This is a genomic window from Brevibacillus sp. HB1.3 (genome assembly GCF_013186635.1).
Taxonomy (GTDB): Bacteria; Bacillota; Bacilli; order Brevibacillales; family Brevibacillaceae; genus Brevibacillus; species Brevibacillus brevis_D.
In genome coordinates, this window is the sequence record NZ_JABMIT010000008.1 from 247679 (window position 1) to 262962 (window position 15284).

Below are 15284 nucleotides of genomic sequence, written 5' to 3' on the forward strand. Positions count from 1 at the left end.
TTTCATTATAGGACTCTTTTATATTTAAAAATATGTAAACATACTTACCCTTCCTTAAGTACGACTAAAGGATGTGATCTTACCAAATGCATCTGGAACAACTGGAATATATCGTAGAAATAGCGAAGGCAGGCTCCTTGACCAAAGCCGCTCAGAACAAGCATGTCACACTCTCCGCCATCAGCCAGTCGCTCTCCAGTTTGGAAGCTGAGCTGGGCGTTACTCTTTTTTCGCGTTCGCGTCTCGGAGCGGTACCGACCTCTGAAGGGCGCATCATCATCAAAAAAGCGTTTGAAGCATTGGGAAAGATCCAGGAGATTTGGGAGGAAGCACAAAACTATACGAACACGTTGAGTGGAGAGCTCAGGCTGGCGACCATTCCCGGCCCCATGAATCTTCTGGTCGATGCCGTCGCGAGCTTTAAAAAAGATTATCCTTACATCCGTACCGAAATTGCCGAAAAAGGCACACAGGAAATATTAGAGGACATTCTCCAGGACAAGCTGGACATTGGTCTGGTCATTATCCATGAGAACCTTCTCAAAAAGAGCGAAGGCCTCGGCTTGGTGTTCGAACAGTTGCTAGAGGGAAAAATGGTCGTTGGTGTAGGCAAAAACTCGCCACTTGCCTACCAGGATTCCGTCACACCTGAAGAGCTTCGCAAGCAATCCTTCGTCCTGTACAACGACGACTACGTCAAATGGTTCGTAGAGGATTTTGCCGCGACTTACGGTCCCGTCGACATTTTGTTTACGTCAAACAACACAGAAGCGCTCCGCAATGCAATCCGGCAAAATCTCGCGGTAACCATCGGACTGGACTACTCTTTTGTTCATGAACCTCATTTGCAAGACTCCGATTCAATTACGCTTGATTTGGATATTCCTTATCAACAGCCCGTCTATTATGGGTGGGTACGCTCGGAGGAACGGCATTATTCCCGTATTTCCATGAACTTCATCAATCGACTCCAATACGATTTGAAAAGCAAGAAATACCCACCCACTCCTTAGCATAAAAAAGGCCGCCGCTTCATTTTCGCGGACAGCCTTTTTCAAATCGTTCTTACTGCGCTGGAGCAAAGAAGGTTTGTTTATCGTTCCCGTTCATAATCAGAGCTGATCTAGCCTTCACCACTTGCCCCTCGTATGTGAAATCTTGCTCTGAGAAGTTGGCGATCACTTGCAAATCCTCGCCATAAACCGACTTCTGCACCAGCCTGTCCTCGGACAAGACGCGATAATCGGTCATTTCTTGCTGCACCGCTTTTTTATGGAAAGGAGACCATACCTTCAAATAGTTCGTGATTAATGCTTGGTTTGTATCCCACATTTTTTTATCCAAATGATAAAGCGGCGGTACATTGTAAAGCAGCTCCTTGAGCATACGGGTGCCGACTTCATCCTTGATCTTCAGACTGCCCCACTCCCAGTGATGGCTCGTGATCACTGCATGATTGTACACGAGCTTGTACAGTGGCAAAGAATAGGCAGGATCAATGTATACATGGCGATACTCTTCCTTGATCGGAACCTGTTTGGCGTATCGTTCTGGGACCTCTCCCGCCGGGGACCAGTAGCCTCCTACATAATACGGGCTTTGCTTGTTTTTTCGCATGTCCGGATCGGCCCATTTGATGACAGGCGTCTCAATGCCATGCGCAAAGGCGATACTCCGGCTAGCGAAATCATTTCCAGTTTCAGACCCGATAACCAACTTCTTTTCATCGCGAATGTAGTCCATACGCGCAAGCTTTGCCTTCAGATCCTCTGCCTCAGTCGTCGTGTGCTGTGGCGAATAATCATCGTTGAAATCTCCTGCTGCATCCACATCAATAAACCACGAATTAAAAGCAACATCGTTACTCATGATTTCATCCATGCGCTGTTTGACACTCGGCAGTGATAGAGTCGGATTCAGCAATCTCCCCTGTTGGAGAAAACCAGCTTTCTTCTCTCCATTTTTCTTTGAGATCGTTGCGTTCTCGTACAAGCTCTTATCCTTGAAAATAGCCGTGTTCCAATCGGGATTTTCCTCCTGATGAATCGAATGGTAGGAATCGTAGCTGGCGATCAAATAGCCTGTCTCATTCGCCTTTTGAATGAACGCTGGCTTCATGTAGGCTGCTGTCCAATCCGGCAAACCGATCCATGCCCGATCAATCCCCGCCGCTTTCATTTCTTTCAAGAGATCAGTAGAGTCTTCATTCCCCCACTGTTCCACAGGTGGAACGACATCTTGGAGCACACTTTTCAGCACCTTTTTGTTCATGTCGTACAGCTGTGATTCTGTCAACGTGTCGATCCCTTTTCCAAACGATCTTTTTACCTCTTCATCGACATGTGGAAATCGCTGCGGATTGTAAAACTCACGGGAACGCAAAGCATAATTCAACCCGCTAAGGAGTGCTTTCTTTTGATAATCGGCGACGTAATCCTGCTTCTGAATCTCGCGGAATTGCTGGATGCTCTCTTTTCCGTCCACTTCATTGGAAGCCAGGATTTTCTCAAGTGCCCCGATGAAGCTCGCGTTCAGTTTCGTTTTCAGTGCATTCCATTTCACATCGTTGACCGATAAGAAGCTCTTGTTCCACAAGTAAAAATGCGGAGCGCCGTAAAGCTTTTCAATATTCGGATTGGCTTTTGCTTTTTCAGCCAGGGTCAGCAGTCCTCCCTGCTCCTTGACATATTGCTTGTAAACACCTGCTACACTAACCGGATCGTTGTCTGTGACATACAAGCGGAACCCGTAGGTCTTGTCCGGATTAATCTTGGGGAACTCGTGCGAAAACGTAAACCCAATCGTCGGATCAACGACAAAATCAACGGTGTTGTTAAACAAATTGTCCACGACGTACATCAGCGTATACTTGCTCTTGTTCACAGCAAAAAAGCGCATGGAAAAAGACTCAGCAAAGCTAAGACTCTCTTCTTTTAAAAAGGACTTCCATTTGCTGTCATTCGCAGGAATCCATTTCCCTTCTCCCAAGGGCACCATGTAGCCTGCTCCTTTTACTGTCGGCCAGGAAAAGCTCTCTGCTCCTGTGGAGGTTAGGGTGATTTGCAAATAATCCTCTTTCTTTTTGATCGAGACATCCAGCTGATCGTCTGGGTAGCTCCAAGCAATCTCTTGCTCACCTTTTTGTACATTCGTTACCTTACGCGCAGGCATCGGCTCTGAAGCACTTTCCTTCATCCCGTCTCTCTCGACGAATACTTCGAAGGTATCTGGCTTCACATCAAAAGTAAAATCTGCATGCTGCTTCGACTGTAACTGTTCGGTAGCCTTGTTGCTCTCACAGCCAACTACGAATTGGAGCAAAAGCACAAATGCTATGAGGAAAATCGGTGATCGTTTCATAAAAACCCTCCTAAATCGATTCGCTATGTATATCGTAATACGATGTACATATACAAAAAAAATGGCCAAAGCCTTTACCAAGGCCGCCTTACAATTGTGCGACCCCGGTCACTCAAAAAGCTTTTACAACTTTTGTCCTGCTAAAAAGAGGAGGCAGACAGATCGTCATCAAATTTGTTATAGTTCCGTCGCTTGCGGATCAGCGCCGCCCCTACTCGAAATATCCCATAGCCAATTAAACCGCCGAGTGCGTTTAGCAGCAAATCATCAACATCAAAGCTGCCTAACGAAAACAATAGCTGCAAGGTTTCGATGATGAGACTGGCCGAAAGCGTGAGAAAGAACACGCGATGCACGCTTTGAAAGGACATAAATATCAACGGCAGTAACAACCCGAGCGGAACAAATAACATGACATTGCCAACCAGGTTATACATGACAGTGCCAAAGCTGTAATTGTCATAATGAAAAACGTAATCCACCAAGGTTTGAAATGGTTTCGTATTTTGGAACAAATGCGTATATTGCGGGACGCCGTATTCCAGCATTCTTTGCTTCCATTCCAGGGTAAAAGCTCTGCGTCGGAAGCGATCCGGTGACAATAACAAGAGATAACCAGAGATAGCTACATACAAGAAAAACAAGGTCATAACCCATTTGCGGATGTATTTATCAATGAGCGGCATGGACTCAGACAGTTGCTGACTGATTGCTTTCGTCGAACCAAATCGTTGAATGGTCAGTAAAATGGCTTCCTGTTCTTCATAGCCTTCTTCGACCAGCTCACTTTTCAAGCTATTCAAATGATCCATCAGCTCATCTTTGACATCCTGCTTTTCCCATTTCGAGCATGGCAAGCGACTGACAACCTGTTCTGCATATTCTTCGAGCTTCATTCGTTTACTCACTTCCCTCATTGCAAAGCAAAATGAGTCTACTCAAGCTCTGCCAATCCTTCATCTTGTCTTGCAGAAGCCCTTGGCCCGTTTTGGTAATCCGATAATATTTGCGGCGTCCGCCTTCGTTGGCTTCCCCCCAGTAAGACTCCACTGCCTTTTGCGTCTCCAGTCTCTTAAGAGCAGGATATAATGTGCCTTCACCGATTTCATACAGCTCATCGCTTTTATCGCGAATCTTCTTGGCCAACTCATAACCGTACTGATCTTTTTGTGCGATCAGCGAGAGAAGCAATAGATCAATGCTTCCTTTCAACAACTCCTTGTTCACAAAAGCATCTCCTCCCTGTGATATGCCTAGAGATTATCACACTACACCTCGTGATACAAGGTAGTTTATCAAGGGAATTTGCGGGCAGAACTTTTAGTGCTATGTAATTATTGACAATAATAAAATAGGTAATATAGACTATATTCGACAACGTTATTCATGAGTCTACATACTTTCAGATGAATCATTCCTTTCTACACTCAACCAGATGATAGGCCCATAGAACGAAGCAAAAAGAAGATTTTCACTTTTTTGGAGCAGGTTACTTTTCATTCGTGACTTCATTCTCTCTAACAGGAGGCACTTACATGCTTGCCCACTTTCCAATGATTGTTCTGAATACGGTTCTCTTAGCCTATTTTGCAATCGGTGTGCTATTTTTGTATTCCGAATCCAAATTTTTGCGTAAAATAAAGACTCGTAGAAATAGATAAGCCGATTTTTAGATAAAGGGGTTTGCACGTACATTGAGATCTTTTTTCCGCCAATTTCTGCCACGTCAGAATCAACCTCAAGAAATTACCTACAAGGAACTGGATTCGAAATTGATCAAAGCTGCACGCTACGATCTGGCCACAAGCCACCTCTACATCCGTTTTCACGATGGACGCGAGCTCGTTTACTGTCGGGTCACTCCTTACGCCTATAATGCGTTTTTAAATGCTGACTCGTTCAGCGATCATTTTCATTCGTTCATCAGCCAACGGTACTTGAACTATCAAGTGATGTAGCCTGTCTATACAAAATGCCCTCAGTCTGTCTTCTCGACACTGAGGGCATTTGTTGTTGATCTTCTCTATTTTAACGCGCGATGCAAAAAAGATTTGGTCCGCTCAAATTTAGCGTTTGTAAACAATTGCTCCGGTGTCCCCGACTCTACGAATTCCCCTTTGTCCATAAACATGATTTGGTTCGCCACCTCGCGTGCGAATCCCATCTCATGCGTCACTACCATCATCGTCATATGCTCCTGGGCAAGCTGTTTGATGACCTGCAGGACCTCACCCGTCAGTTCAGGATCGAGTGCAGACGTTGGCTCGTCAAACAACAAAATTTGCGGGTTCATCATCAGTGCTCTGGCGATCGCTACACGCTGCTTCTGTCCGCCTGAGAGCTTCGCTGGATACGCGTCTGCCTTATCAGACAGACCGACCTTTTCCAAGAGCTCTGCACTCTTTCTCTGGATGTCTGAAGACACCTCACCTTTGACTACACGTGGTGCAATCTCCAGATTTTCCTTCACCGTTAGATGAGGGAACAGATTAAAATGCTGGAAGACCATGCCCATTCTCGACGTGATCTGTTTGATTTCCTGGTTACCGGCATAGACGCCGTCCTTCACCAAATAATCATCCTGCACACGAATGCTACCACCATTCACCTGCTCGAGGTTGACCAAGCTGCGCAGCATCGTGCTTTTACCGGAGCCAGAAGGCCCGATGACTGCCACGACTTCGTTCTTTTTCACCGAAAACGAGACATCTCGCAAAACTTCCTGATTTCCAAACGATTTCTTTAGATTCGATACTTGAATGATATCCATATTGCGCCAGCCCTTTATTCGAATTTGAACCTTTTTTCCAGCCACTTAAAGAACAACGTCAACAATAGCGTCATTAACAAATAAATGATTCCGGCAATAAAAAACGGAACGATGGTAAAGTCACGATTCACAGCCGTTTGTGCAAAGTGAAGCAATTCTGGGACGGCAACTGCATAGAGCAGCGCTGTGTCTTTTACAAGGGTGATTGATTCATTTGCGACGGCAGGTAAAGCCACGCGAAACATTTGCGGCAAAATAATCTTGTTGGTTGTCTGCCATTTGCTAAAGCCGAGTACCTGCGCCGCTTCGTACTGTCCTTTGTCGATCGACAGCAGTCCTCCACGGAAAATCTCCGCGAAATACGCTGCGTAATTCAGCACGAAACCGACACATGCAGCGACGAACCGATCCATCACCAAATAATCTCCCACTACGGGCAAGAGAGGCAGCCCGAAGCAAATAAACAACAGCTGCAATAAGAGAGGCGTCCCACGCATCACATACACATACGTATGCGCGAGCCAGGCCAGCGCCTTATTACTGCTCTTTGCCAGTAAGGTGATCAGAAAACCTAATGGAATGGAAAGCAGAATGGCGATGAGAAACAACAGCACCGTCATCTGCGCTCCTTCTAACATGGGCTTCGTAATGGAGAGAATGTAGTCTACGCTCATCTGGGTATGCTCCTAATCCTGAAAATAAAAGCGTGGCTTCGCCAATCATGCGGCGAAGCCATCGCTGTTCTGCTTATTTCAATACACGATTTTCGCCAAACCATTTTTCCGATATTTTTGCAGCTGTACCATCCTGATTCATTGCATCCAGTGCTTTTTGCAGCTCATTTTGCAATGCCTCGTTGCCTTTTTTGACGCCTATTCCATATTCCTCAGGAGACAGCGATTCTTCTAACTGCTTAAATGCTCCCGGCTCTTTTGCCATATAGTAATCGGCCACAATCTGGTCGATGACGACTGCTTCTACGCGACCGATCTTCAAATCACTCAGTGCCAGTACGTTATCAGGGAACTCGGTAATCGATTGGACCTGATTTTTGATCTCACTCGCATTAATCGCGTCAGCTGCGGAAGACAGCTTTTGCAAACCAATTGCTTTCCCGGCCAAGTCTGACAGCTTGGTCAAGTTGCTATTTGCCTTCGTGACCACTACTTGTGCGTTTTTCAGATAAGGCTTGGTAAAGAGAACCTTCCCTTTTCTCTCATCTGTAATCGTATATCCATTCCAGATCAAGTCAATACGACCACTGTTTAGTTCAGACTCTTTTGCACTCCAGTCGATTGTTTGAAACTCAACTTGTTTTCCCATTTTTTCGCCAGCTGCACGTGCATAATCAATATCAAAACCGACTAGTTCATTTTTCTCATCCCGGAAGCCCATCGGTGCAAACTTATCATCAATTCCGATAATCAGCTTATTTGCGTCAGCGCCAGTTTTTGCGCTGGAACAGCCCACTACCAACGAAACCACCGCACCCAACAACAATGACATCCAAGCTATTTTCTTCATCGTGATGATCCCCCTCGTTTCCCTACTCTATATTTTACTCTGATAAAGTGGTAATACGTTAACAGGTTATCATGATAGCACATTAGCAAGGAATAGTCGATACTTTAGTAAACAAAAGCACCTTAGAAATATACGCCAAATAATTGGGGAAAATGCCCGGCTATCTCCAACACGAAAAAGCCCTCCACATTTAATGGAGAACTTTTTCGTGCTGAAGCTATATACCCGTTTCCAATCCTTACGCCTGATTACTCACTTTGATATATGAAACATTTCTCACGTTGATGACAACATCATCATACTGGAGCCATCCGTTGTTTTGATTAGCGACCATTTGAATGATCTCTTCCGGTTCCGTGGATTCGATGCTAATCGTTTCACCGCCTCCGGAAAAGTAGAATTGAATCACTTTTGCTTCCTTCATAATATCCCCTCCTATTCCTTCTAGTTATCGGATGGTTGGAAAATTTTTGTTACGGGTGATTTTTGTGTATTCCATTCAACTCCTGAGCGGCTACGTGCATTCAAACACCAGAAACTTTTTCAGAAGGTTTCTATTTCATCAAAATGGGGAAAGTACGTTTATATAAAGTAAATCCGGATAGGCAGCAATTCACATTCGATATCCTTGGGGAAGACATTCTGCGTACCCTAACCTAACGCCTATGAATGAAGGACCAATTGATATCACAAATGGTTTTTTGTTCGTCTATACTTTATGAACAATTAGTTTCTTTACCCTACCAAAACTTGACAAAGTATATCTTTTGGCTTATATTTTGCATGATTATGTCCAGCAAAATTCGACATAGTTTTACAAATTATGCTAATAAATGCAAAAGGCAAAGTCATCGAAAGGTGGCGACGCAAAACCACGGGTCTACAGTCTTTGACCATGATAGCCGGGTTGCCATCATCTTGGAACAATTTTTTTGATGTTGGTAGCTTCGGTTGTTCCATTTCGATGGAACGGCCTTTTTTTGTGTTTCGTTTTTTGAAAGGAGGATGAAAGCTCTTTCATTTTTGCAACAGAATGGAAAAACATAACTTTTGGGACGTCAAACATACACAACACGGTAATCAGTAAATGATGGAGTGGGGAAGTTATGTACAAACAAGTAGAAACTGTACAAGAGTTAGCTAAATTTCATGAAATCAAAGAAACAGTATGGACAAGCATGGGCTTCGAGATGGAGTACGCGAAAGAAGGCTCCGCACAATTCCTCCTACTTGCCGATGATGGTGAAGCAGGTGGAACATTTGAAATGACACCCTTTTCCAAATCAAGTGCTTATATGAAAACACTATTTCAGGATGTTATTACAGAAGATATGAAAGTAATGGAGGTAGACAGTCTCGCTGTTTTGCCAAAATACCGTGGACAACTAGGGCAAAAAGGAATTTGCTTGATGATAGATTACGCTGAAAAGCATGGCTATACCCACGCAATCGGGGTAGCAGATCCAACCTTTTTTAAATTCATTAACACGAAGTATCATGTAAAGGCGATTCAGATCAAAGATATCGTCTTTTACAAAGGGGCCGATGCTATTCCGACCCTCTTTCATCTAAAAGATGTCTATGACAATAAGCACGATCCGAAATATTCCTGGTACAATTCGTCGTCGTCCAATCAAGTAAAAGTCGAGGTAGGTGGGTAACATGGATAACATTGAGCTATTGAGAAGAAGAAACAATTGGGTCGTTATCGTATTCGCAAGCATCATTACGGTTGTTCAGGTCTTAAACCTCTTTCTAGGCGTACCGTACACATTCGTTCTCACAGTACTGGGTATTTTGTATGGCGTGCTGGCACCGTTTACGTACATATCCAATCGCCCGAACTTCCGTGAAAAAGCAGCGCCTTTCATGAAGTTTTTCAACTTCGCTGTAATCGGAATCTTCATGTTCATCATTGTTGGACTGGACCCGCATATGATCAATATCATGACCATTATGTTCTTTGTAGCAGTCATGGGGATTTATCAAGACCGACTCATCAATATTTTGACCATTGTATCGACATTAGGCATTGTCTCTTACTACTTCCTGACACAGAGAGAAACGATTTTCCATTCGACAAGCAATCTCGATCTGATGTACTTCCTGCTCACCTTCTGCTTCGTCTCTATCACGAGCATGATGCATGCTGTATTCAATAACAAGCTGCAAGAGGAAAGTGAGCAACAAAAGCAAGAAGCGATTGCCTCGAAGGAATCGTTGCAACGTGTTCTTGATCAGATCAATGAATCTCTCACCTCTATGCAAGACTATCAAGAGAATTTAAACAAGGTAACAGATGGTGTAAATGTTCGCGCTGTCGAAACCGTCGCTTCCCTGCAAGACATTATGGAGTCCTTTACGATCCAGACCAGCAATACAGACGAGCTGCGTCGGGAAATGAGCTCGACGAATCTGCAAGTTGAGGACATGACCCGCTCTGTTACAGAGATGCATGAGTACGTAGAATCGACCAAAGAAGCCACTAGCGAGAGTGGAAAACGCATTGGCAACATCGGCAATGACTTTGAACGATTCATCACGGACATCCAAGGCACGAACCAGCTGATTCAAGAGCTCAATAAAGAAACCGAATCGATTGGGAAAATCATCCAAACCATTTCCGAGATTTCTGCACAAACCAATCTGTTGGCACTCAATGCCACGATTGAAGCGTCTCGCGCAGGCGAACACGGCCGAGGATTTGCTGTCGTAGCAGATGAAGTACGCAAGCTGGCTGAATCCTCCAAGCTATCCTCCGAGTCGATCTCGAGCCTGCTCATGACCATTCGTGAAAAAATGAAGCTCGTATCGGATATGATTTCCGAGTCACAGACGTCTTTTGAGAAAAATAGCGAGGGCATCCTCGAAGTACAAGAAATGTTCACCAATGTAGACAACTACATGCAAAACTTCGCAGATAAAACGAAGAACCTGCAAGAGTTCATCGTCCATGTTCACAGCATGATTCAGGAAGTCGGCGCAAAAGTAGAAGTCAACGCCGATATTACCGACAAGAACAAAGAGAGCCTGGAAGAAGTGCTTGTTCTCGTTTCTGAGCAAAAAGACGAGGTCGTTAAGGTTTCTGGCGGCTTTGAGAAAATCGAACAGCAAATGCGTGGTCTCCATATGTAGCCTTCCTGCAACCGCCTTTTCAATGGCGGTTGTTTTTTTTTCATTTTGTAACTGAACGGGTATATAATATGAATATTCTGATAGTAATAACTTAAAAGGAGGCACATCATTGATGGATGCACGAATCGAAACCAAAACGATTCAGACCGATCGATTGCTCGTTTCCTACCTGACAGCAGGCGTACCGGAAGGAGAACCACTTCTCCTCATTCACGGCAATGCGTCAGCCAACTTGTTCTGGGATGATACCATTGCGGCTCTATGTGACCAGTACCGTGTATATGCACCTGATATGCGAGGCTATGGAGCAAGTGAAGCTTTGCCTATTGATGCGACACGCGGTTTGCGAGACTGGTCGGATGACCTTCATTCGTTTATTCGGGCATTGGACTTGCCAACACCTATCCATCTTGCCGGCTGGTCGTTGGGGGGCGGGATCGCGATGCAGTTTGCCATCGATCACCCGCAGGAAGTCCGTTCTCTGATTCTCATCGCCCCTATGTCCCCTTACGGCTTTGGTGGAACCAAGGATATAGCTGGCACCCCTTGCTACAGCAGCTTCTCGGGCTCAGGTGGGGGAGCCGTCAACTCCGAGCTGGTCAAAAGGATTGCAGCCAAAGATATGAGCAATGAATCTCCCTCCAGCCCTCGCAATGTCATGAATCAGCTTTATTTCAAGCCCCCATTCCAAGTTGCCCCAGAGCAGGAAGACCGTTATGTGAGCGCCATACTCTCTACGAGAATAGGAGAAGATTTTTACCCCGGTACCTTTGAATACGTGAACGATTGGCCCGGTGTTGCTCCTGGAACGACAGGGATTACGAATGCGATTTCTCCCAAATACGTAAATTTGTCCGGTATTGTCCAGATGGAGCCGAAGTGTCCGATTTTATGGATTCGCGGTGCAGATGATGCCATTGTCTCGGATCAGTCGCTGGCTGATTTCGGTACGCTCGGCAAGCTTGGCTATGTCCCCGGGTGGCCCGGGGAAGACGAATATCCCCCGCAGCCGATGGTCTCCCAAATTCGTAACGTGCTTGAACAATATCAGCTCGCTGGTGGTTCCTATCAGGAGATTGTCATGGAAAATGTGGGGCACGCTCCACACATCGAGAAAGCAGAGGAGTTTATCGGGCTCATTCGAAAAACCGTCAGGGCATGACTCTGACGGTTTTATTGGGCTATTTCGGCGTTTCTTTCTCCACTTTCGATACCTTCAAGTTAAATTCTCTTTCCTGCTCCTCAATAATCGCTCGATCCTCTGCATTATCTCTCACTACTTTTTGTGTCAAAATCGATCCAACTGCTACTAAAAGCGTGCATGCGATATAGTATGCCTTTTCGTGCTAGCAACTGGCGCAATCTGCGCCGAATATGATTATGACGTGCCCTTCATGTCGCCAACGTTCTGTCATCTGTTCAACAGGCTTCCCACGTAGCGCAGCAGCTCATTTGCGCAAACCGGGCAATATTGACGCTACTTCGATAAGACGCTTGGTAACCTCATTAATTTTCTTGAGCTGATGCTCATCCGGCGTTTTGTTCGAGGTCGTAATTTTGACGACATCCTTCAGATCGGCAAACAGCTTCTTCTCGATAGCTTCCCGCAGACGATCATGCGTGCTGTAGTCAAAACGCTTCCCTTTACGCGCATAGGCCGAGATACGGATGAGAATTTCTTCACGGAAGGCCCGCTTGGCATTTTCCGAGATGCCGATTTGCTCCTCGATGGAACGCATCAGGCGCTCATCTGGATCCATCTCCTCATCGGTAACGGGATCACGGATTTTGTTCTGTGTTAAATGATATGCACTTAAAGTCCCCTCTCTCCTTCCCTTATTTTAAAGCCCTTTCCATTAGGTGGAGAGGGCTTTTTTCATAAATCATAAGCAAACCCGTCTCCTCAAAACAGGGACGGGGTATTTTCTAGCCAGCTAAAATAAACTTTTTTTCAGCAAGGATTTTACACTTCATATTTATGGTTTCGTTTCAATGATATCATTGGTTCATTTTCCCAAACGAATCGATGGCTTGGTGTAACATTATTAGAGCCAATACAATATAAGCAAATATTTCTTTTTGGTTCTTATTTTTTTTGAAAATTAACAATGATACGAGCAGTAAAAACAACAAGGTGCATACGACAAATATGATGGCTACCATATTGACTCACCATCCTTTCTTTTTAAGTATTAGCCTATATCCTTCCTAAAATTATTATAATCTAAGAACGATCCGCAGAAAAACTACTTAACTGCGGATCGTTTATCATTAATTAGTATGGAGTAATATCATTTTTTAGTATGTTATATGCAGTTCCTAAATCTTCTCTCCCCGATGTACTGGAATCATAGATTTTGTAAGCAAGAACAGCACCTGCTGCCCCTTCAGCAATTAAAGGAAGTATCATTTCCCACGTTACCAAAGCAACACCTATAACTACAGCTAGCTCAGCTTGTGCCTCTCTTAAATCGCCCCTAGCATCTTCTACTTTATCACAATACCTTTTAAAATCGCTTACGTTTTCATCATTATAAGAATACTTCGTTAATCGCTTTCCTTTACCCTTTTCCAGATAGTCATCAGCATCAGGTGTTGCAACTAATTTATAATAGCGCTTATTAATTTCGTCGTAAGAGCAAATGTTGTATATCCCACCCGATTGACCATCATATTCTGCCTTTAGTTTCTTTGAAGATTTATTTTCATTGTTACTTTCTTCGTATACAGGAGATTGTAAAAATTTTTCGCTTAATTTTTCTCCATTAATAAAATACTTTCCATCGCTTGTGATTTCCAGTTCAAATGTTTTCTCACTCTTGATCGAATCGCGATCGTCAATATATTTCTCTTCTACTTGTTTAGTGATTGTAACCTTCTTTGTATCATTTTCATCAACTTCTACTTTTCTAAAAACATTTATGACTTCTTCACCGATGACTTCGCCATCTTCTCCAAAGATATCTTTTGTTTCTGAGAAAAAGTGATTGAGCTCTTCACTTTGTTCCGACAATAGTTTTGTATTATGACTTGCAGCCTGAGCACCTCCAGAATAAGTAAATACTAGAGAAGCTACCAGTATTACTGACAATATTCTTTTCATGCTTTTAAACTACCTCCTTAATTTGTATATTTTTACCATAACATGTAATTATTTTACATTTTGTCGTTAGATGTCGATATATTAAAATTTATATTTTCAAAATATTCAACACGCAACCTTCCACACATACTCCCCCTTCTGCCCTCCAAAAATCCAGGATGACGGCATTCCTATCCTCGACATCTAAATGCCACCGTACCGAGATGTAGAAGTAACCAAATCAATGCCGAAAAATTACTCAAAAGATTGATGCAGACAGAAGAAGAAGCTGGCTTGAACTTTTCGCAATTCCTCCAGACATCTATAAAAAGTCAGCTTGGTATCCGTTTAACACCGGAACACGGGTCATCATCGAGCAAATAAAAAAACAACCTGCCTTTGATTCTAACTGCATCTGAAGTACAAGACTTCATCGACTGGTATGGTGGTCGTGCAGACGGACGTGGCAAAGAAACATTTATGTTCAATAAAGACTTTAATAGGGGGCATTTACTTCTAGAAAAGATTATGTAGCATTCAGTAAGATTCAATCGTTTGAAGTGATGGAGTATACCAAATATCACGACGAGACACCTCCTCTCTAACAGGAAGGTGCCTCAAGTTTTTAAAGACGCTGACTATACAGAAAAGAGTAGAGCCAACAAATACTGATGATCGCAGCGTGCCGCTCTTCGTCCAATTCCACATTTTGACGCGTGCTTTAATTTAAGGCTGAATGTAAACATAATCCCGATTCTCACCAGTGACAATTGATTTTGATTCGCCATAGAATGCCTCTCAAATGAGAAGGCTTAAATCGTACTTTTCAGCAACTCCGTCTTTGTCACGATCTAACTTCTCTGTACCCAGGCTCACTGCTCACGGTGTTTTTACTGGGCTCCGGTTCGTTCTTTTTTACAACATCCGAATGGCACCCATCCTCTTGGCGTAGTTCTCAATTGACCAAATTCTAACTCCGGCTTTTGGGCTGTTGCTATCGGGCATATCCTAATGCGAAACCCATCTTTCATAGTGATCGAGGATTTCAATACACAAACAAAATGTTCAAGAAGAAACTAGATGATACAGGAATGACTCAGAGCATGTCGAGGGTAGCTAGGTGTATCGACAATGGTCCAATGGAATCATTCTGGGGAATGTTAAAATCAGAGATGTACTATCTCCAGAAATTCAATACATACGAAGTGCTAGAAGGAGCCATTACGGAACACATAGTTTACTATAATAATTATCGATACCAGAAAAGGCTAAACCGTATGACGCCTCTAGAATATAGGCAATATCTACAAAGTTCTGTGGTATAAAGAAGACACCAACCTAAGTTCAGATTGGTGTCTAGGCTTTTTCTTTTTTCACTGTCTCCTTGACAGGGGGCACTTCAGACCTTTCCGA

The 15284-nt window shown here is 43.9% G+C and carries 13 protein-coding genes, 4 pseudogenes and 1 riboswitch; of the genes and pseudogenes, 7 read left to right on the forward strand and 10 right to left on the reverse strand.

Going from position 1 to position 15284, the window contains the following annotated elements; all coding sequences use genetic code 11:
* Window positions 1-86 precede the first annotated feature (86 nt).
* A complete protein-coding gene (locus tag HPY31_RS19835; RefSeq protein WP_172142130.1) occupies window positions 87-1013 on the forward strand; it encodes a LysR family transcriptional regulator in 927 nt (308 codons plus the stop codon).
* Window positions 1014-1065: 52 nt separating this feature from the next.
* Here HPY31_RS19835 and HPY31_RS19840 read toward each other — a convergent pair whose 3' ends face one another.
* From HPY31_RS19840 to HPY31_RS19850, 3 genes are all read right to left on the reverse strand, one after another.
* The gene (locus HPY31_RS19840; RefSeq protein ID WP_172142131.1) at window positions 1066-3360 is read right to left on the reverse strand and encodes a glycoside hydrolase; all 2295 of its coding nucleotides are present in this window, start codon (window positions 3358-3360) and stop codon (window positions 1066-1068) included.
* 140 nt (window positions 3361-3500) lie between these two features.
* Window positions 3501-4256 (reverse strand): VanZ family protein, encoded by a 756-nt coding sequence (locus tag HPY31_RS19845; RefSeq protein WP_172142166.1) that lies wholly within the window; start codon window positions 4254-4256, stop codon window positions 3501-3503.
* Window positions 4257-4260: 4 nt separating this feature from the next.
* A complete protein-coding gene (locus HPY31_RS19850; RefSeq protein ID WP_012684822.1) occupies window positions 4261-4587 on the reverse strand; it encodes a PadR family transcriptional regulator in 327 nt (108 codons plus the stop codon).
* Between the two features lie 467 nt (window positions 4588-5054).
* Between HPY31_RS19850 and HPY31_RS19855 the strand changes: the two genes are divergently transcribed.
* Window positions 5055-5318: a KTSC domain-containing protein gene (locus HPY31_RS19855; RefSeq protein WP_012684821.1), complete on the forward strand. Its 264-nt coding sequence runs from the start codon at window positions 5055-5057 to the stop codon at window positions 5316-5318.
* 65 nt (window positions 5319-5383) lie between these two features.
* Here HPY31_RS19855 and HPY31_RS19860 read toward each other — a convergent pair whose 3' ends face one another.
* The 4 genes from HPY31_RS19860 to HPY31_RS19875 all read right to left on the reverse strand — a co-directional run bounded on the left by HPY31_RS19860 (window position 5384) and on the right by HPY31_RS19875 (window position 8078).
* Window positions 5384-6130, reverse strand: coding sequence for an amino acid ABC transporter ATP-binding protein (locus tag HPY31_RS19860; protein ID WP_216675722.1), 747 nt, complete (start codon window positions 6128-6130; stop codon window positions 5384-5386).
* Window positions 6131-6144: 14 nt separating this feature from the next.
* Window positions 6145-6804: an amino acid ABC transporter permease gene (locus HPY31_RS19865; RefSeq protein ID WP_064201660.1), complete on the reverse strand. Its 660-nt coding sequence runs from the start codon at window positions 6802-6804 to the stop codon at window positions 6145-6147.
* Between the two features lie 73 nt (window positions 6805-6877).
* Window positions 6878-7654, reverse strand: coding sequence for an amino acid ABC transporter substrate-binding protein (locus tag HPY31_RS19870; protein ID WP_172142133.1), 777 nt, complete (start codon window positions 7652-7654; stop codon window positions 6878-6880).
* Window positions 7655-7892: 238 nt separating this feature from the next.
* Window positions 7893-8078, reverse strand: a complete 186-nt coding sequence (locus HPY31_RS19875; protein WP_016741624.1) for a hypothetical protein — start codon at window positions 8076-8078, stop codon at window positions 7893-7895.
* A 92-nt stretch (window positions 8079-8170) separates the two neighbouring features.
* Between HPY31_RS19875 and HPY31_RS28890 the strand changes: the two are divergent.
* From HPY31_RS28890 to HPY31_RS19890, 4 genes and pseudogenes are all read left to right on the forward strand, one after another.
* Window positions 8171-8290 (forward strand): annotated as a pseudogene (locus HPY31_RS28890) (Crp/Fnr family transcriptional regulator); the annotation flags it as partial.
* Between the two features lie 195 nt (window positions 8291-8485).
* A riboswitch (cyclic di-GMP riboswitch) is annotated at window positions 8486-8569 on the forward strand.
* Window positions 8570-8760: 191 nt separating this feature from the next.
* Window positions 8761-9315 carry a GNAT family N-acetyltransferase gene (locus HPY31_RS19880; RefSeq protein ID WP_172142134.1) on the forward strand — a complete coding sequence of 185 codons (555 nt, stop codon included), beginning with the start codon at window positions 8761-8763 and terminating at the stop codon, window positions 9313-9315.
* Between the two features lies 1 nt (window position 9316).
* Entirely contained in the window at window positions 9317-10789 is a 1473-nt protein-coding gene (locus tag HPY31_RS19885; protein ID WP_172142136.1) for a methyl-accepting chemotaxis protein, read from the forward strand.
* Window positions 10790-10901: 112 nt separating this feature from the next.
* A complete protein-coding gene (locus tag HPY31_RS19890; RefSeq protein ID WP_172142137.1) occupies window positions 10902-11951 on the forward strand; it encodes an alpha/beta hydrolase in 1050 nt (349 codons plus the stop codon).
* 19 nt (window positions 11952-11970) lie between these two features.
* Here the strand turns inward: HPY31_RS19890 and HPY31_RS28895 are convergent.
* The 3 genes and pseudogenes from HPY31_RS28895 to HPY31_RS19900 all read right to left on the reverse strand — a co-directional run.
* Window positions 11971-12135 (reverse strand): annotated as a pseudogene (locus tag HPY31_RS28895) (YiaA/YiaB family inner membrane protein); the annotation flags it as partial.
* A gap of 65 nt (window positions 12136-12200) precedes the next feature.
* A pseudogene (locus tag HPY31_RS19895) lies at window positions 12201-12582 on the reverse strand (protein prkA); the annotation flags it as partial.
* A gap of 482 nt (window positions 12583-13064) precedes the next feature.
* Complete coding sequence (locus HPY31_RS19900) at window positions 13065-13892, reverse strand: hypothetical protein (protein ID WP_172142139.1); 828 nt, start codon at window positions 13890-13892, stop codon at window positions 13065-13067.
* A 992-nt stretch (window positions 13893-14884) separates the two neighbouring features.
* On the opposite strand from HPY31_RS19900, the pseudogene HPY31_RS19905 reads away from it, so the two are divergent.
* Window positions 14885-15196, forward strand: a pseudogene (locus HPY31_RS19905) (transposase); the annotation flags it as partial.
* Between the last annotated feature and the right edge of the window lie 88 nt (window positions 15197-15284).